At 69.3% G+C, this 16654-nt stretch carries 16 protein-coding genes; 3 read left to right on the forward strand and 13 right to left on the reverse strand.

Going from position 1 to position 16654, the window contains the following annotated elements:
* Positions 1-104: 104 nt before the first annotated feature.
* Positions 105-1175 carry a glycosyltransferase family 4 protein gene (locus IS481_RS04300; protein ID WP_104356017.1) on the reverse strand — a complete coding sequence of 357 codons (1071 nt, stop codon included), beginning with the start codon at positions 1173-1175 and terminating at the stop codon, positions 105-107.
* A 94-nt stretch (positions 1176-1269) separates the two neighbouring features.
* The gene (locus tag IS481_RS04305; protein ID WP_104356018.1) at positions 1270-1695 is read right to left on the reverse strand and encodes an acyl-CoA thioesterase; all 426 of its coding nucleotides are present in this window, start codon (positions 1693-1695) and stop codon (positions 1270-1272) included.
* 45 nt (positions 1696-1740) lie between these two features.
* Between IS481_RS04305 and IS481_RS04310 the strand changes: the two genes are divergently transcribed.
* Entirely contained in the window at positions 1741-3561 is a 1821-nt protein-coding gene (locus IS481_RS04310; RefSeq protein ID WP_104356019.1) for an ABCB family ABC transporter ATP-binding protein/permease, read from the forward strand.
* 3 nt (positions 3562-3564) lie between these two features.
* On the opposite strand, the gene IS481_RS04315 is transcribed toward IS481_RS04310, so the two are convergent.
* Positions 3565-3741, reverse strand: coding sequence for a hypothetical protein (locus tag IS481_RS04315; RefSeq protein ID WP_165908710.1), 177 nt, complete (start codon positions 3739-3741; stop codon positions 3565-3567).
* Positions 3742-3836: 95 nt separating this feature from the next.
* Between IS481_RS04315 and IS481_RS04320 the strand changes: the two genes are divergently transcribed.
* Complete coding sequence (locus tag IS481_RS04320) at positions 3837-4379, forward strand: YaeQ family protein (RefSeq protein WP_104356020.1); 543 nt, start codon at positions 3837-3839, stop codon at positions 4377-4379.
* Between the two features lie 4 nt (positions 4380-4383).
* Here the strand turns inward: IS481_RS04320 and IS481_RS04325 are convergent, their stop codons facing one another.
* The 5 genes from IS481_RS04325 to IS481_RS04345 all read right to left on the reverse strand — a co-directional run bounded on the left by IS481_RS04325 (position 4384) and on the right by IS481_RS04345 (position 10332).
* A complete protein-coding gene (locus IS481_RS04325; protein ID WP_198425452.1) occupies positions 4384-4998 on the reverse strand; it encodes a protein-methionine-sulfoxide reductase heme-binding subunit MsrQ in 615 nt (204 codons plus the stop codon).
* Positions 4999-5002: 4 nt separating this feature from the next.
* Positions 5003-5995: a protein-methionine-sulfoxide reductase catalytic subunit MsrP gene (gene msrP, locus IS481_RS04330; RefSeq protein WP_104356021.1), complete on the reverse strand. Its 993-nt coding sequence runs from the start codon at positions 5993-5995 to the stop codon at positions 5003-5005.
* Positions 5996-6130: 135 nt separating this feature from the next.
* Positions 6131-7471: a c-type cytochrome biogenesis protein CcsB gene (gene ccsB / locus IS481_RS04335; RefSeq protein WP_104356022.1), complete on the reverse strand. Its 1341-nt coding sequence runs from the start codon at positions 7469-7471 to the stop codon at positions 6131-6133.
* Positions 7468-9606, reverse strand: coding sequence for a cytochrome c biogenesis protein ResB (locus tag IS481_RS04340; RefSeq protein ID WP_232529456.1), 2139 nt, complete (start codon positions 9604-9606; stop codon positions 7468-7470). The genes ccsB and IS481_RS04340 overlap by 4 nt, the downstream gene beginning before the upstream one ends.
* Positions 9607-9714: 108 nt before the next feature.
* On the reverse strand, positions 9715-10332 hold the full coding sequence (locus IS481_RS04345) for a c-type cytochrome (RefSeq protein WP_104356023.1): 618 nt from the start codon (positions 10330-10332) through the stop codon (positions 9715-9717).
* A gap of 59 nt (positions 10333-10391) precedes the next feature.
* On the opposite strand from IS481_RS04345, the gene yihA reads away from it, so the two are divergent.
* A complete protein-coding gene (gene yihA / locus IS481_RS04350; RefSeq protein WP_104356024.1) occupies positions 10392-11108 on the forward strand; it encodes a ribosome biogenesis GTP-binding protein YihA/YsxC in 717 nt (238 codons plus the stop codon).
* A 182-nt stretch (positions 11109-11290) separates the two neighbouring features.
* On the opposite strand, the gene groL is transcribed toward yihA, so the two are convergent.
* The 5 genes from groL to IS481_RS04375 form a co-directional block, all read right to left on the reverse strand.
* Positions 11291-12925: a chaperonin GroEL gene (gene groL, locus IS481_RS04355; protein WP_104356025.1), complete on the reverse strand. Its 1635-nt coding sequence runs from the start codon at positions 12923-12925 to the stop codon at positions 11291-11293.
* A gap of 59 nt (positions 12926-12984) precedes the next feature.
* Positions 12985-13275 carry a co-chaperone GroES gene (gene groES / locus IS481_RS04360; RefSeq protein ID WP_104356026.1) on the reverse strand — a complete coding sequence of 97 codons (291 nt, stop codon included), beginning with the start codon at positions 13273-13275 and terminating at the stop codon, positions 12985-12987.
* Positions 13276-13491: 216 nt separating this feature from the next.
* The gene (locus IS481_RS04365; RefSeq protein ID WP_104356027.1) at positions 13492-14493 is read right to left on the reverse strand and encodes a quinone oxidoreductase family protein; all 1002 of its coding nucleotides are present in this window, start codon (positions 14491-14493) and stop codon (positions 13492-13494) included.
* Positions 14490-15836, reverse strand: coding sequence for a 3-hydroxyacyl-CoA dehydrogenase (locus IS481_RS04370; RefSeq protein ID WP_104356028.1), 1347 nt, complete (start codon positions 15834-15836; stop codon positions 14490-14492). Before IS481_RS04370 ends, IS481_RS04365 begins: the two co-directional genes overlap by 4 nt.
* A gap of 13 nt (positions 15837-15849) precedes the next feature.
* Complete coding sequence (locus IS481_RS04375) at positions 15850-16641, reverse strand: crotonase/enoyl-CoA hydratase family protein (RefSeq protein WP_104356029.1); 792 nt, start codon at positions 16639-16641, stop codon at positions 15850-15852.
* Positions 16642-16654 lie beyond the last annotated feature (13 nt).

Below are 16654 nucleotides of genomic sequence, written 5' to 3' on the forward strand. Positions count from 1 at the left end.
GTCCTCGCTTTCTTACCGGCAGTTCGTTCATGTGCGGGCGCTGCGGCAGCGGCAGCTGCACCCGATGCAGCTGCCAGCAGCACAAAACGCGCCCGAAGCGGCGGTCAGTCGACCATTTCCGCCGCGCGGGGGGCCGAGGGGCGTTGCGAGCGGCTGTCGAGCAGGCTCTGGTAGAGGTCCACGTAGCGCGCGGCCATCGTGTCGGAGGTGAAGCGGCGCTCGAACTCCGCGCGGATGCGCCGGCGGTCGAGCTCGCCGACGCAGCGCGCCGCCGCGATCGCGGCCTTGACGTCGTCGACGATCCAGCCGGTCACGCCGTCGGTCATCACCTCGGGCACCGAGCCGTGGCGGAACGCGATGACCGGCGTGCCGCAGGCAAAGGCCTCGATCATCACCAGGCCGAACGGCTCCGGCCAGTCGATCGGGAACAGCAGGGCGCGGGCCTTGCCGATGAAGTCGTTCTTCTGCGCATCGTCGATCTCGCCGACGAACTCGATCAGCGGATGGTCCAGCAGCGGGCGGATCTCGTGCTCGAAGTAGCGCCGGTCGGCCTCGTCGACCTTGGCGGCGATGCGCAACCGCGTGCCGCAGGCCTTGGCGATCTCGATGGCGCGGTCGACGCGCTTTTCCGGCGAGATGCGGCCGACGAAGGCGAAGTAGTCCTCCGGCTCGTCGTGGAAGCGGTACAGGCTGCCGGGCAGGCCGTGGTAGACCGTGCCGATCCAGTGCGCGTGCGGCAGGGGCCGGCGCTGGTGGTTGGAGATCGACACCACCGGCATGTCGTGGAAATGGCGGTGCAGCGGCGCCAGGTCCGGCAGGTCCAGGCGGCCGTGGAAGGTGGTCACGCACGGGGTGGTGCTGCGCCGCGCCAGCGGATAGTGCAGGAAATCGACGTGGAAGTGGATCACGTCGAACTGGTCGGCGCGGCGGAACACCTCGTCCACCATCATCGTGTGCCAGGGCAGCCAGTCGGGCCGGCGCGGGTCCAGCCGCAGGCTGCGCTCGACGATGGGCACCAGCTCGGCCGAGGTGACCGAATCGCCGCTGGCGAACAGGGTGACGTCGTGCCCCAGCGCGATCAGCGCCTCGGTCAGGTAGGAAACGACACGTTCGGTGCCGCCGTAGGCTTTGGGCGGCACGCTTTCGAACAAGGGGGCGACTTGCGCGATCCTCATGCAGCCTCCGTCTTTGCAGTCGGTCAAAGCCGCCGGGATCATGGGGGCGCATCGCCGGATTTCAAGGGGGGTACCGGCGCCGCACCGCGCAGGTTCAGCCCTTCGGGATCTCGCGCGGCTTGCCTTCCTGGTCGATCGCGACGAAGGTCAGGTTGGCCTCGGTCACCTTGACCACATGCAGTGCGGCCGGATTGCGTTCCGCATAGACTTCGACGTGGACCGTGATGGAAGTCCGGCCCACTCGCTCGACGCGCGCGTAGAACGACAGCAGGTCGCCGATCGAGACGGGCTGCTTGAAGACGAACTGGTTGACCGAAACGGTGGTCACGCGCCCCTTGGCAATGCGGGCGGGCAGCACCGAGCCGGCCAGGTCGACCTGCGCCATGATCCAGCCGCCGAAGATGTCGCCGTTCGCATTGGCGTCGGCAGGCATGGGCATGACGCGCAGGACGAGTTCCATGTCCTTGGGCAAACTCACAGGTGCGTCCTTGCGGGACGCAGGGCTCGAGGGGTCGGTCATCGGCTCCAGGGCTCCAGACAGAAGTCAAGAACGAGATTCTCCACGATGCGCCGTGTCGCCATGACCTTGCCCGAGCCCGCCGAACCGGCCGGCCCGGGCGTTGCCCCTCCGCGCTCCGACTGGGCCACGCTGCGGCGGCTGTTGCCTTACCTGTGGCAATACCGCGTTCGCGTCATGGTTGCCCTGGCCTTCCTGATCGGGGCCAAGCTCGCCAACGTCGGCGTGCCGCTGCTGCTCAAGGAGCTGGTCGATGCGCTGTCGATCCCGCCCGGGGACGCGCGCGCGCTGCTGGTGGTGCCGGTGGGGCTGCTGATCGCCTACGGCGCGCTGCGCCTGTCGACCTCGCTGTTCACCGAGCTGCGCGAGCTGGTGTTTGCCAAGGTCACCGAGGGGACGGTGCGCAGCATCTCGCTGCAGGTGTTCCGCCACCTGCATTCGCTGAGCCTGCGCTTCCACCTGGAGCGCCAGACCGGCGGCATGACGCGCGACATCGAGCGCGGGGCGCGCGGCGTGCAGTCGCTGATCTCCTACTCGCTCTACAGCATCTTCCCGACGCTGGTCGAGGTGGGGCTGGTGCTGGCGCTGCTGGGCGTGAAGTTCGATGCGGTGTTCGTCTGGATCACGGTGGCGGCCCTGGCCTGTTACATCGCCTTCACGGTCGTCGTGACCGAGTGGCGCACCCAGTTCCGCAAGGCGATGAACGAGCTCGACTCGAGCACGCACACCAAGGCCATCGACTCGCTGCTGAACTACGAGACGGTCAAGTACTTCAACAACGAGGACTACGAGGCGCAGCGCTACGGCGAGAGCCTGGAGCGGCTGCGTCGCGCCAAGCTCAAGTCGCAGTCGAGCCTGTCGCTGCTCAACACCGGGCAGCAGCTGATCATCGCCACCGCGCTGGTGGCGATGCTGTGGCGCGCCACCGAGGGCGTGGTGGCCGGCACGCTGACGCTGGGCGACCTGGTGATGGTCAACGCCTTCATGATCCAGCTGTACATCCCGCTCAACTTCCTCGGCGTGGTGTACCGCGAGCTCAAGCAGTCGCTCACCGACCTGGAGCGCATGTTCGCGCTGATGGAGCGCGAGCGCGAGGTGGACGACCCGCCTGGTGCGCCGGACCTGGTGGTCATGCACGGCGAGGTGCGCTTCGAGCACGTGAGCTTCGGCTACGACGCGAACCGGCCGATCCTGCACGACGTGAGCTTCGAGATCCCGGCCGGGCACAAGGTGGCCGTGGTGGGCTCGTCGGGGGCGGGCAAGTCGACGCTGGCGCGCCTGCTGTTCCGCTTCTACGACGTGAACGCGGGCCGCATCACGATCGACGGGCAGGACATCCGCACCGTCACGCAGGCCAGCCTGCGCCGGCAGATCGGCATCGTGCCGCAGGACACGGTGCTGTTCAACGACACGGTCGAGTACAACATCGCCTACGGGCGTCCCGGCGCGACGCGCGAGGAGGTCGAGGCCGCCGCGCGGGCCGCGCACATCCACGACTTCATCGCCTCCACGCCCAAGGGCTACGACACCATCGTCGGCGAGCGCGGGCTCAAGCTCTCGGGCGGCGAGAAGCAGCGCGTGGCCATCGCGCGCACGCTGCTGAAGAACCCGCCGATCCTGATCTTCGACGAAGCCACCTCGGCGCTGGACTCGGCCAACGAGCGCGCGATCCAGGCCGAGCTGGCGTCAGCGGCGCGCAACAAGACCGCGCTGGTGATCGCACACCGGTTGTCGACCGTGGTCGACGCCGACGAGATCCTGGTGATGGACGGCGGCCGCATCATCGAGCGCGGCACCCACGCGCAGCTGCTGGCCGCCGGCGGCCGCTACGCGCAGATGTGGGCGCTGCAGCAAAGCAGCAGCGAGTAGGCCTCAGGGCTGGCCGGCCGGAGGCTGCGGCGGCGGGTTCTCGTCGCCCGGCGCGTCGTCCGCCTGAGGCGGCGCGCCGGGGGTGCGCTGCTCCAGCTTGCGCTTGAGCTTTTCTTCCTTCTTGCGTTTCTTGGCCAGTTCGCGCTGGCGCTTCTCGTAGGCGTAGTTGGGCGTGGCCAAGGGCGGTCCTTTCGACGTCGCAGGCAGGCGACCGGGTGGATGATGTGCCCATCCTACTCCCCCGGGCCGGCGCCGCTGTGGGAGACTCTCGCCCCATGGCGCTCAAATCCACGATTTTCAAGGTCGAGCTGCAGGTGGCGGACATGGACCGGCATCACTATGCCGACCACCAGCTCACGGTCGCCCAGCATCCTTCCGAGAACGACGAGCGGATGATGGTGCGCGTGCTGGCCTACGCCCTGTTCGCCGAGGAGGGGCTGGCGTTCGGCCGGGGCCTGTCGACCGACGACGAGCCCGACCTCTGGCAGCGCGATCTGACCGGTGCCATCGAGCGCTGGATCGACGTCGGCCAGCCGGACGAGAAGCTGGTGCGCAAGGCCTGCCATCGCGCGCGGCAGGTGGTCCTGCTGACCTACGGCCGGGTGGCCGGGGTGTGGTGGGCACAGAACAAGGGTGCGCTGGAGCGCCTGCCGCAGCTGCGCGTGCTGCACGTGCCGGGGCCGGCGGTCGAACAGATGGCCGCGCTCGTGCAGCGCTCGATGCGCCTGCAGTGCACGGTGCAGGACGGGCTGGTCTGGCTCGGCGACGGCCAGCGCAGCGTCGAGATCCCGCTGGAGACCTGGAAGGCAGGCGCCTAGCGCGTCAGGCGCGCTGCAGGCGTTGCCGGGTGCGCAGGCGGTGCAGCACGCGCCAGCCGAGCAGCACGGCAATGACCGCGGCATAGACCATCACCTCGGCATGGTCGTTCTTGCCGGAGCGCATCCACCAGAAGTGCAGCAGGCCCAGCAGTGCCACCGCGTGGACGCTGCGGTGCAGGGCCTGCCAGCGTGCCGCCCCCAGCGCCCGGATCGCGCGGTTGAACGAGGTCGCCGCCAGCGGCAGCATCAGCGCCAGCGCCGCGAAGCCGACGAGGATGAACGGACGCTTGCCAAGGTCGCGCGCGATCTCGCCGACGTCGAAGCCCATGTCGAACCAGGCGTAGGCCAGCAGGTGCAGTACGCCGTAGCCGAAGGCGTACAGCCCCAGCACGCGGCGAAAGCGCGCCAGCGCCGCCCAGCCGGTCCACTGCCGCAGCGGCGTGACGGCCAGCGTCGCGCACAGCAGGCGCAGCGTCCAGTCGCCCAGCGAGCGGATCAGCGCCTCGGCCGGGTTCGCCCCCAGCGTGTCGGTGGCGGCCCCGTGCAGCAGCGCGGCCAGCGGCAGCGCGCAGGCGACGAACAGCGCGGGCTTGGCCGCCGGGTGCAGCAGGGCCTTCACGGGCTCAGTAGTGCTTGCGCAGGTCCATGCCGGCGTAGAGCTGCCCGACCTGGGCCTCGTAGCCGTTGAACATCAGCGTCGGGCGCTTGCGCTGGAACAGGCCGTTCTCGCCGATGCGCCGCTCGGTCGCCTGGCTCCAGCGCGGGTGGTCGACATGCGGGTTGACGTTGGAATAGAAGCCGTACTCGTGCGGCGCGGCGGCCATCCAGGCGGTGGTGGGCTGCTTCTCGACGAAGCGGATCCGCACGACGGACTTGCCGCTCTTGAAGCCGTATTTCCAGGGCACGACCAGGCGCACCGGCGCGCCGTTCTGCTTGGGCAGCACCTCGCCGTACAGGCCGAAGGCCAGCAGCGTCAGCGGGTGCAGGGCTTCGTCCAGGCGCAGGCCTTCGACATACGGCCACAGCAGCACGCGCGAGGCGAGTCCGGGCATGCTGGTCTTGTCGGCCACAGTGTGGAACTCGACGTACCTGGCATTGCCGGTCGGCTCGACGCGGCGGATCAGCTCGGCCAGCGAGTAGCCCACCCAGGGCACGACCATCGACCAGCCCTCGACGCAGCGCAGCCGGTAGATGCGCTCTTCCATCGGCGCCAGGCGCAGCAGGTCTTCCAGCGCATAGGTGCGCGGCTTGTGCACCTCGCCTTCGACGATGACCGACCACGGCTGCGTGCGCAGCGCGCCGGCATGACGGGCCGGGTCATCCTTGTCGGTGCCGAACTCGTAGAAGTTGTTGTAGCCGGTGACGTGCTCGTAGGCGGTCGGCCGGTCCATGGTCATCGCGCCCGGCACGGTGCTGCTGCCACCTGGCAGCGGGGCCAGCTTGCCGGGGCGGGCGACACCGGCCAGTGCATCGCGCCCGGCCCAGGCCGCCAGCGCGGCGCCGGCGCTGCCTGCGGCCATGCGCCGCAGCAGCTCGCGCCGTCCTTCGTAGACGGCGCGCGGGGTGATCTCCGAGGGGATCGGGTGCTCGAAGCCGCGGTCCTTGCGTGATGGCATGGCAAGCCTCCGTGCGCTGGCAGCAATGCACGGTTCGAGCCGTGCCTGCGCCGATGGTTCCTCCCCGCCGGGCAGGACCTTCCCGCAGTCGCGTCGGCACCAGGGCTGCCGGCGTGCCCGGCGGCCGCCGGCGGGTCACAGCTCGCCGTAGGAATGCAGCCCGGAGAGGAACATGTTGACGCCCAGGAAGGCGAAGGTGGTCACCACCAGGCCCACCAGCGCCCACCAGGCGGCCACCGTGCCGCGCAGCCCCTTGATCAGGCGCATGTGCAGCCAGGCGGCGTAGTTCAGCCAGACGATCAGGGCCCAGGTCTCCTTCGGGTCCCAGCTCCAGTAGCCGCCCCAGGCCTCGGCGGCCCACAGCGCCCCCAGGATGGTCGCGATCGTGAAGAAGGCAAAGCCCACCGCGATGGACTTGTACATCACGTCGTCCAGCACTTCCAGCCCCGGCAGGCGCTCGGCGATGCGCCGGCGCGCCAGCAGGATGCCGCCGACCACCAGCGCCGAGATGCCGAAGTAGACCGCCCAGTAGGCGCTGCCGCCGTCGGCTCCGGACTGGCGGAACACCAGCGGTTCGAAGCACAGCACCACGCCCAGTGCCCACAGCGGTGCGAGCTTGTACCAGCGCGTCTCGCCGGCCTGCTGCTTGATCAGGTACGCGAAGGCGACCATCGCGGCCAGCGCGAAGGTGCCGTAGCCGATGAAGTTGGCCGGCACGTGCAGCTTCATCCACCAGCTCTGCAGCGCCGGCACCAGCGGCTGGATCTCGTGGGCGCCGCGCACCAGCGTGTACCACAGCAGGAAGCCGACCGCGGCGCTGACGATGAGCATCACGAAGGCACCCAGCGCACGGGTGCGGTACTGGTCCTCGTAGTAGAGGTAGAAGGTCGTGGTCAGCCAGCAGAACAGCACGAACACCTCGTAGAGGTTGCTGACCGGGATGTGGCCGATGTCCGGCGCGATCTGGTGGCTTTCGAACCAGCGCACCAGGGTGCCGATCAGGGCCATCGCCACGGCCGCCCAGGCCAGCCTGGAGCCGATGCGCTCGGCCGTGCCCGCGCTGCCGCGCGAGAAGAAGCCGATCCAGTAGAACGCCGTGCTCATGAAGAACAGCACGCTCATCCACAGGATGGCGCTCTGGCTGGACAGGAAGTACTTGAGCAGGAACACGTTCTCGCCGGCGGCGAGGTCCGCGCCGAAGTCGTCGGTGGTGCGCAGGTACAGCGCGATGGCCAGCAAGGCCGCGGCGCCCACGCCCAGCATCAGTCCGCGCAGCGGCTTCCAGAACCAGCCCAGCCAGATCGCGGCCGGCACGGCCCCGACCAGGATGGCCTTCTCGTAGCCGTCCATCGACCCCGCATAGCGGCCGAAGGCAGTGATCGCGCCCGCGACCACCAGGGCGGCGAACAGCCAGTCGAACCAGGTGCGCCGGGCAAAGTAGCCGGGCGTGTTGAGCGAAAGGGTGGTGGTGTTCATCGTGCAGCCTCCTCGGCAGGCACGGCCGGCAGCAGCGCGGCCTTGAGGGATTCGAATTCGCGGTCGGTGTCCAGCGTCTTGCGCGTGGACGACAGGGCGGCGGTCAGCCGGGTGCGGCCCGCGCCGGCGGGTTGCAGCCAGATCCACAGCCGCCGCTCGCGCACGTACAGCATCGCGAACACGCCGATGACCAGCAGCAGGCAGCCCAGGTAGACGAGGTACTTGCCCGGCGCGCGCGCGACCTGGAAGACGCTGGCCTGCACGTGCTCGAAGTCCTGGAGCTGCAGCAGCAGCGGCGCCGGGTACAGGCCGGCGTCGGACAGCGACAGCACCGCCTGCGTCATGAAGGCCTGGGTCTTCTCGTCGCCCGGCAGCGGCGGCAGGCCGGCGGCCTCGCGCGTCATCTGGGTCAGCTCGTACAGCACGCCGTTGAGGATGCGGATCAGCACGTCGGAGGTGCGGGCGCGGTCGGCCTCCGGCACGTTGGCCTGCATGAAGTCGGCCAGCGCCTGCAGCCCGCCGGTGAGCGGCCCGCCGGGCTCGACCGGCTCGGCGCCGGCGAACAGGTTCAGCCCGCGCCGGGCGGAAATGGTCAGCTGCTGGGCCAGCTCCGGCTTGTCGCCGTCGATCGCCTTGGCGACGTAGCGGGTGATTGCGCGTTCGCGCAGCGCCGGGTCCTGCAGCGCGGCATGCAGCCGCATCCAGGTGTCGATGCTGTCGCTGTCGTCGGCCGGGATGCGCAGGTAGCGGAACGGCTCGGCCAGGTTCTCGCGCACGCCGGCCAGGAAGACGCGCTGGCCGTCCAGCTCGACCGGCAGCATGTAGTTGTGGAACTCGCGCGCCTGGCCGCTCGCGTCGCGCAACCGGTAGGTGACCGACGGGCCGACGTTGCGCAGCGTGCGCTCGCCGGGCGCCTTGGCGCCCGAACCGAGGTGCTGCTGCAGGCTGTCGACCAGGTTCACCTTGCGCACGTCGGTGGCGTCCTGCGGCGTGCCCAGGTTCTCGACGTTGATCACGCGCAGGCCGGCGAGCTCGAGCGTGTACTTCTCGTCGCCTCCGGACAGCGTGGTGGCGCCGCCCACCGTGCCGCTGACGTCGAAGGCCTCGCCGCGGTGGTTCATCGGGTAGGCACGCAGCCGCAGCTTCGAGCCGCCGTCGTCGAAGCTGGACTGGTAGATCGCCACGCCGCGGTGGAAGGCCGGCTCGTTGACCTTCACGGTGGCCGGCACGGCCTGCCCGGTCTCGTGGTCGTGGATCACGATCTCGCTCGCGAAGAGCTTGGGCATGCCGGTCTCGTAGTACTCGACGATGAACTTCTTCAGCTCGATGTCGAAGGGCAGCGGCTGCAGCAGCACGCCGTCGGACTGGTTCAGCAGCACCACGTTCGAGCGCGCGCCCTCGGGCACCAGCAGGTTGCCGCGGAAGGTCGGGTTGGCCAGGCTCAGGCGGTGCTTCTCGGGCACGTCGGCGATGAAGCCGCCGCCCGTGTAGGGTTCCTTGCCGGCCAGCCACATCTGCGCGCGCACCACCAGGTCGCCGTCGAACAGGCCGCCCAGGCAGATCAGCACGATGGCCGCGTGCGCGGCCAGGTAGCCGATGCGGTTGGCGCCGCCCTTCCTGGCCGCGACCATCACGCCGCGCACTGCGTCGCCGTCCTGGCGGACCTGGGCCTTGGCCTTCCAGCCGTTGCGCTGCATCAGCTGCGTGACGCGCGCCAGCGCCGCCTCGTGGCCCTCGGCCAGCTCGCCGCTGGTCTTGTGGTGGAACGCCTGCAGGCTCTGCTCGCGGATGTGTTCCTTGTAGGTCTTCAGGTCGTGCAGCACCTTCGGCGTGTTGCGCGCGATGCACAGGCTGGTGGAGATCACCAGGAAGGCCAGGATCAGCAGGAACCACCAGGCGCTGTAGATCGAGTACATGCCCACCGCGCCGAACACCTCGGCCCAGAACGGACCGAACTGGTTGACGTAGTTCACGAACGGCTCGTGCTGCCGGATCACGGTGCCGATGACCGAGGCGATGCAGATCACGGTCAGCAGCGTGATCGCGAAGCGCATCGAGGAAATCAGTTCCACCGCGTCGCGCAGCGGGCGCGAGCCGGAGCGAACTTCGAGGCCGGTGGTGGCGGAGGAGGACATGGGCAGGATTATCGGACGCCGGGGCAGGGCGCGCCGTGCATCAAAGACAAAAGGCGGGTACCCCTGCGAGGGACCCGCCTTTTGCCGGTTCGGTTCAGCGCGAGGGAATCAGCGCAGGCCGGCGATGTAGTCGGACACGGCCTTGATCTCGCGGTCGGACATCTTCTCAGCGATCGCGGTCATCTGCGGGCTGTTGGTGCGCTCGCCGTTGCGGAACGCCACCAGCTGGGCCTCGGTGTAGTCGGCGTGCTGGCCGCCCAGGCGCGGGTACTGCGCCGGGATACCGGCACCGGTCGGGCTGTGGCAGCCGGCGCAGGCCGGCACCTGCTTGCCGGCGATGCCGCCACGGTAGATCTGCTCGCCCAGGCGCACCAGATCCTTGTTCTTCGCAAAGCCTGGCTTGGCCTCACGCGTCGCGTAGAAGGCCGCGACGTTCTTCATGTCGGCCTCGCTGAGCGCGCTGGCAAAGCCCTGCATGACCGGGTTCTTGCGCTTGCCGTTCTTGAACTCGGTCAGTTGCTTGACCAGGTACTCGGGGTGCTGGCCGGCGAGGATGGGGTTGGCGGGGCTGCCACGCGAGCCGTCGACCGCATGGCAGGCCGAGCAGACCTGGTTGGCGATGGCCTGGCCCTTGGCCAGGTCGGGCTTGGCAGCCGCCGGCGCATCGGCCGCCAGAGCAGGAGTCAACGCAAACGCAGCAAGCAGCAGGGTAGCGATCGATTTCATGTCGTGGGAAAAGTTGTGTGGCCGGATGCAAAACCGCGGGATTTTACAATGCTCCCCAAATGTCCGATACCCAAGCCTCCAGCTCACCTGCTCCGTCTGCCTCGCAAACCGGCAAAAAAGCACTCGCGTGGGCCCACACCGCCCGCTTCCTGACCACGGCGAGCCGGCTGGACCAGCTGCCCGCGATCGAGCTGCCGGAGATCGCCTTCGTCGGTCGCTCCAACGCCGGCAAGTCCACCGCGATCAACACGCTGACGCAGCAGCGCCAGCTTGCGTTCGCCTCCAAGACGCCGGGGCGCACGCAGCACATCAACCTGTTCGAGCTGGGCCCCAAGGGCGCGCCCGACGCGGTGTTCGCCGACCTGCCGGGCTACGGCTACGCCGCGGTGGAGCGCGCGGCCAAGCTGCGCTGGCAGGAGGTGATGGCGCAGTACCTGGAGGTGCGCCGCAGCCTCAGCGGCGTGGTGCTGCTGGTCGATTCGCGCCACGGGCTCAAGGAGCTGGACCACCAGCTGCTGCGCTTCGTCGCGCCGCGCGTCGGCTCGGGCCAGGTGCGCCTGCTGGTGGTGCTGACCAAGGCCGACAAGCTCAACCGCAAGGAGGCCAACGAAGCGCTGCGTGGGGCCGGGGCGGCGCTGGGCGAGTTCGTCACCGACGAGGCCGACATCGGCATCACGCTGTTCTCGGCGCTGAAGAAGACCGGGCTGGAAGACCTGGCGACCACGCTGTACGACTGGGCACACCCCGAGGCGCCGCCGGGCGCAGCCGAGGACTGAGCGGGCGTTTCCTCGGCGCAGCCCGCACCTGTCCGGACCTGCCTGCCTGAAATGCCCTGGCCGCCGCGCGGCCGGGCAGGTGCGCCGCCCCGGCCGCACGCATGCGGCCTTTGCGAGGGGCCAAAGAAAAGGCCGCCTTGCGGCGGCCTTCCTGGCGAAAGTTCGGCGTGTGGCCGGACCGATTACATGTCCATGCCCATGCCGCCCATGCCGCCCGCACCGGGGGCCGGGGTCTCGTCCTTCGGCGCTTCGGCGACCATGCACTCGGTGGTCAGCATCAGCGAGGCGACCGAGGCGGCGTTCTGCAGCGCGGTACGGGTCACCTTGGTCGGATCCAGGATGCCCATCTCGATCATGTCGCCGTAGGTGTCGTTGGCGGCGTTGAAGCCGAAGTTGCCCTTGCCTTCCAGCACCTTGTTGATCACGACCGAGGGCTCGCCACCGGCGTTGGCGACGATCTCGCGCAGCGGGGCTTCGATGGCCTTCAGCACCAGCTTGATGCCGGCGTCCTGGTCCACGTTCTCGCCCTTCAGCTCGCCGACGGCCTGGCGGGCACGCAGCAGGGCCACGCCACCGCCGGGCACGATGCCTTCTTCAACGGCAGCGCGGGTGGCGTGCAGCGCGTCTTCCACGCGGGCCTTCTTCTCCTTCATCTCGACTTCGGTGGCGGCACCGACCTTGATCACCGCCACGCCGCCGGCCAGCTTGGCCACGCGCTCCTGCAGCTTCTCGCGGTCGTAGTCGGAGGTGGCTTCCTCGATCTGGACGCGGATCTGCTTGACGCGGGCTTCGATGTCGGCCGCAGCACCAGCGCCGTCGATGATGGTGGTGTTTTCCTTGGCCACTTCGACGCGCTTGGCCTGACCCAGGTCAGCCAGCTGCACCTTCTCGAGCGTCAGGCCGACTTCTTCCGAAATCACCTTGCCGCCGGTCAGGATGGCGATGTCTTCCAGCATGGCCTTGCGGCGGTCGCCGAAGCCCGGGGCCTTGACGGCGCAGACCTTCAGGATGCCGCGGATGGTGTTGACCACCAGGGTGGCCAGCGCTTCGCCTTCGACGTCCTCGGCGATGATCAGCAGCGGACGGCCGGCCTTGGCGACCTGCTCCAGGGTCGGCAGCAGGTCACGGATGTTGCTGATCTTCTTGTCGTACAGCAGGACGAACGGGTTCTCGAGGATCGCGGCCTGCTTGTCGGGATTGTTGATGAAGTACGGCGACAGGTAGCCGCGGTCGAACTGCATGCCCTCGACGACTTCGAGTTCGTTCTGCAGCGACTTGCCGTCCTCGACCGTGATCACGCCTTCCTTGCCGACCTTGTCCATCGCGTCGGCAATGATCTGGCCGATCGAGGAGTCGGAGTTGGCGGAGATCGCGCCGACCTGGGCGATTTCCTTGGAGGTGGTGGTCGGCTTGCTGATCTTCTTCAGCTCGTCCACCAGGGCGGCGACGGCCTTGTCGATGCCGCGCTTCAGGTCCATCGGGTTCATGCCGGCGGCCACGTACTTCATGCCCTCGCGCACGATGGCCTGGGCCAGCACGGTGGCGGTGGTGGTGCCGTCACCGGCGTTGTCGCTGGTCTTGGAAGCGACTTCCTTGACCATCTGGGCGCCCATGTTCTGGAGCTTGTCCTTCAGCTCGATTTCCTTGGCGACCGACACGCCGTCCTTGGTCACGGTCGGGGCGCCGAACGAGCGCTCCAGGACCACGTTGCGGCCCTTCGGGCCCAGGGTCACCTTGACGGCGTTGGCCAGGATGTTGACACCCTCGACCATGCGGGCACGGGCGTCACCGCCGAAGACCACGTCTTTTGCTGCCATGTCTGATTACTCCGAATGCTTTGAAACTTGTAAGGGGAACCGTTCAGCGACGCCGACGATCACTTCTCGATGACGGCGAAGAGGTCTTCCTCGCGCATCACCAGCAGCTCTTCGCCATCGACCTTGACGGTCTGGCCGCTGTACTTGCCGAACAGCACGCGGTCGCCCACCTTGACGTTCAGGGCCACGAAATCGCCCTTGTCGTTGCGCTTGCCCGGGCCCACCGCCAGGACTTCGCCCTGGTCAGGCTTTTCGGCGGCGTTGTCGGGGATCACGATGCCCGCAGCGGTCTTGGTTTCTTGTTCGAGGCGCTTGACGATCACGCGATCGTGCAACGGACGAAGTTTCATTGCATCTCCTTGAAGAGGAAGGCACGTCTGGAATAAGAATGAGCGCACGTGAGCGCTCATTAACTTTCAGGATGAGCCCCGGGAATGCGGCTCGTCCGAAACTACTAGCACTCTCCGGCAGAGAGTGCTAACAGCCTCATTATAGGGGTGGTCGGAGGCCTTTCAAGGGTGACCATCAGGGACGACGGGGCCGGCGTGGCCGGCCCCGCCCGGGGCTCAGCCGGCCTCGGGCTGCACCACGAGCAGCGGCTTGCCGGTGGACCGGCGGTGCTCCAGCCGTTCCAGCCCTTCGGCCAGGGTGTCGAAGGAATGGCGCGCGGCGATCACGATGTCGAGCGAGCCGTCCAGCAGGCTGGCGAAGACCGCATCCGCACGGGACTGCACCACCGGCTGCGACTCCATGTGGTCGGCCAGGCGCGGGCGGGTCAGGAACAGCGAGCCGGCCTCGCCCAGCTCGATCGGGTCGAGGTCGTCCAGCGGGCCGGACACCGAGCCGAAGTTGACCACCAGGCCGCGCTTGCGGGTGGCCCGGAAGCTGTCGCGCAGGGTCTCGCGGCCGACCGCGTCGAACACCACGTCGACCCCGTGGCCGCCGGTGGCGTCGCGGACGGCGTCGGCGAAGCGGCCGCCGTCATAGTCCAGCACCTGGTCGGCGCCGAGGGCACGGATGCGTCCGGCGCGGGCGGCCGAGCTGGTGGTGGCGAACACTCGCACGCCGAGGCGGCGCGCCATCTGCACCAGGATCTGCCCGATGCCGCCGGAGGCCCCGTGGACCAGGCAGCTCATGCCGGGCGCAAGGCGCGCGACGTCGTACGCCAGGTAATGCGCGGTGCAGCCGTGGAACATGCTGGCCGCGGCCATGTCCAGCCCCAGCCGGTCGGGCACGCGGGCCAGCAGGCGCGCCGGCACGCAGGCGTACTCGGCGAAGCTGCCCCAGGCGATGCACCAGGCGACCCGGTCGCCCGGGGCGAAGCCGGCGACCTCCTGCCCGGTGGCGACCACCCGGCCCGCGCCCTCGATGCCCAGGGTGCAGGGCAGGCGGACCGGGTAGGTGCGGGATTGCCGGTACTTGCCCTGCCGGGTGTGGATGTCCATGAAGTTCATCCCGGCATGGCTGACCTGCACCAGCACTTCGCCCGGGCCCGGCGCCGGCACGGGGATGTCGGCCAGCACCATCACCTCCGGGCCGCCGTAGGCCTCGATGCGGACGCACTTCACCGCGCGGCCTCCCGGTCGCGGAAGCTGCGGCCGGTGCGGGCCAGTTCCAGCAGCAGCGGTGCGGGCTGCCACCAGTAGCCGTGCTCGGCATGCATGCGCTGCACCGTCTCGGCCACGCGTTGCAGCCCGATCCGGTCGGCGAAGTACATCGGGCCGCCTCGCTCGGCCGGGAAGCCGTAGCCGGTGACGAAGGCGATGTCGATGTCGCTGGCGCGCAGGGCGACGCCCTGCTCGAGCAGGCGGGCGCCCTCGTTGACCATGCTGAACAGGCAGCGTTCCAGGATCTCGTCCTCGCCGATCGGGCGCCGGGCGATGCCCATGCGCGCGGACCGCTCGACGATGTAGGACTCGACCTCGGGGTCGCGGTGCGGGGTGCGGTCGCCCGGCTCGTAGCGGTACCAGCCCTTGCCGGTCTTCTGGCCCATGCGGCCCATGTCGCACAGTTCCAGGATCAGGTCGTTCCAGCGCCGGTCCTTCGGGCGGGTCGGGATCTGCGCCTTGCGCGCCTGCCAGCCCACGTCGTTGCCCGCCATGTCGTGCACCGCGAATACGCCCATCGCGTAGCCGAAGCACTCCAGCACGGCGTCCACCTCGTGCGGCAGGGCGCCGTCCTCGACGAGGAAGTGCGCCTCGCGGATGTACTGCCGGAACAGCGCGTTGCCGATGAAGCCGGGGTAGACGCGCGAGACCACCGCGACCTTGCCCAGCCGGCGGCCGAGGTCCATCAGGGTGGCGACGACGTCCGGCGCGGTGGCGGCGCCGCGCACCACCTCGAGCAGCTTCTGCACGTGCGCCGGGCTGAAGAAGTGGGCCCCGGCGACGTCGGCGGGGCGGCCGGTGGCGGCGGCGATCTCGTCGATGTCCAGGCCCGAAGTGTTGGTCGCGAGGATCGCGCCCGGCTTCACCAGCGCGTCCAGCTTCGAGAAGATGTCGCGCTTGAGGGCCATGTCCTCGAACACCGCCTCGATCACGAGGTCGACGCCGGCCAGCGCGTCGAGCGAGGTGGCGCCCTGGATGCGCGCCAGGCGCTCGGCCACGGTGGCCTCGTCGAGCCGGCCGCGGCGCACGCTGAAGGCGTAGTTGTCGCGCACGCGCTGCAGGCCCCGCTCGAGGGCGGCCGCCTCGACGTCCACGAGGATCACCGGCAGGCCGGCGTTGGCCATCGCCATCGCGATGCCGCCGCCCATCGTGCCGGCGCCGATCACGCCCACCGAGCCGATGGGGCGCAGCGGCGTGCCGGGCGGGATGTCGGGAATGACGCCGGCCTCGCGGCGGGCGCGCTCGACGTGGGCCAGCGCGAGCTCGCGCGCGCTCGCGTCGACGGGAGTCAGGAGGGTGCTCATCTCGCCGCTCTCCTCAGGCCTGGCCGGGCTTCGGGGCGAGCGGCCTGGCCCGGCCCTCGAGGAAGGCGCGCAGGCGCTCGGCCGCCTCGGGCGGGCGCTGCATGCTCGAGCTGAGGTACTCGATGAACAGGCCGTCGTCGTGCGAGGCGTCGGCGACGCGCGGGAGCACGTTGATGATGCGCCAGTTGGTGTCGGGCGTGTTGGAGGCGACCCGTGCCGCCAGCTCCATCGCCTTGTTCAGCGCCTCGCCCTCTGGCACCACGTAGCGCACGATGTGCACGCGCTCGGCCTCGTCGGCGTTGAGCAGGCGGCCGGTCAGCATCATGTCTGCCATCACGGTGAAGCCGACCACGCGCTGGATGCGCACCGACCCGCCCCCACCGACGAAGATGCCGCGCTGCCCCTCGGGCAGGCCGAAGAACGCGGTGCGGTCGCACACCCGGATGTGGGCCGCGGTGGCCAGCTCCAGGCCGCCGCCGACGACCGCGCCGTGCAGCGCCGCGATCCACGGGATCGGGCCGCGCGCGATCTGGTCGAACACCTCGTGCCACGAGTGGCGCCGGCGCTTGCGCGGCGGCACCTGGTTGGTGGCCCGGGCCAGGGCCTCGTTGAGGTCCAGCCCGGCGCTGAAGTTCGGCCCGTGGCCGTGCAGCACCGCCACGTCGGCTTCCTCGTGCGCGCGGGCGATCGCCTCGCGCAGCGCGTTGATGACGGGCTCGTTGATCGCGTTGCGCTTCTCCGGCCGGTTCAGGCCCACGAGGGCGATGTTGCCCTCCAGGCGGTAGGTGACAAGTTCCTGGGTCATGGAAATGGGTGCG

It is taken from the genome of Caldimonas thermodepolymerans, from assembly GCF_015476235.1.
GTDB lineage: Bacteria > Pseudomonadota > Gammaproteobacteria > Burkholderiales > Burkholderiaceae_C > Caldimonas > Caldimonas thermodepolymerans.

What these genes read in the sequence shown, in the direction of transcription:
- IS481_RS04300 (WP_104356017.1), bottom strand. Translation starts at nt 1,175, where the DNA reads ATGAGGATCGCGCAAGTCGCCCCCTTGTTCGAAAGCGTGCCGCCCAAA.
- IS481_RS04305 (WP_104356018.1), bottom strand. Translation starts at nt 1,695, where the DNA reads ATGACCGACCCCTCGAGCCCTGCGTCCCGCAAGGACGCACCTGTGAGT.
- IS481_RS04310 (WP_104356019.1), top strand. Translation starts at nt 1,741, where the DNA reads ATGCGCCGTGTCGCCATGACCTTGCCCGAGCCCGCCGAACCGGCCGGC.
- IS481_RS04320 (WP_104356020.1), top strand. Translation starts at nt 3,837, where the DNA reads ATGGCGCTCAAATCCACGATTTTCAAGGTCGAGCTGCAGGTGGCGGAC.
- msrP (WP_104356021.1), bottom strand. Translation starts at nt 5,995, where the DNA reads ATGCCATCACGCAAGGACCGCGGCTTCGAGCACCCGATCCCCTCGGAG.
- ccsB (WP_104356022.1), bottom strand. Translation starts at nt 7,471, where the DNA reads ATGAACACCACCACCCTTTCGCTCAACACGCCCGGCTACTTTGCCCGG.
- IS481_RS04340 (WP_232529456.1), bottom strand. Translation starts at nt 9,606, where the DNA reads ATGTCCTCCTCCGCCACCACCGGCCTCGAAGTTCGCTCCGGCTCGCGC.
- IS481_RS04345 (WP_104356023.1), bottom strand. Translation starts at nt 10,332, where the DNA reads ATGAAATCGATCGCTACCCTGCTGCTTGCTGCGTTTGCGTTGACTCCT.
- yihA (WP_104356024.1), top strand. Translation starts at nt 10,392, where the DNA reads ATGTCCGATACCCAAGCCTCCAGCTCACCTGCTCCGTCTGCCTCGCAA.
- groL (WP_104356025.1), bottom strand. Translation starts at nt 12,925, where the DNA reads ATGGCAGCAAAAGACGTGGTCTTCGGCGGTGACGCCCGTGCCCGCATG.
- groES (WP_104356026.1), bottom strand. Translation starts at nt 13,275, where the DNA reads ATGAAACTTCGTCCGTTGCACGATCGCGTGATCGTCAAGCGCCTCGAA.
- IS481_RS04370 (WP_104356028.1), bottom strand. Translation starts at nt 15,836, where the DNA reads ATGAGCACCCTCCTGACTCCCGTCGACGCGAGCGCGCGCGAGCTCGCG.
- IS481_RS04375 (WP_104356029.1), bottom strand. Translation starts at nt 16,641, where the DNA reads ATGACCCAGGAACTTGTCACCTACCGCCTGGAGGGCAACATCGCCCTC.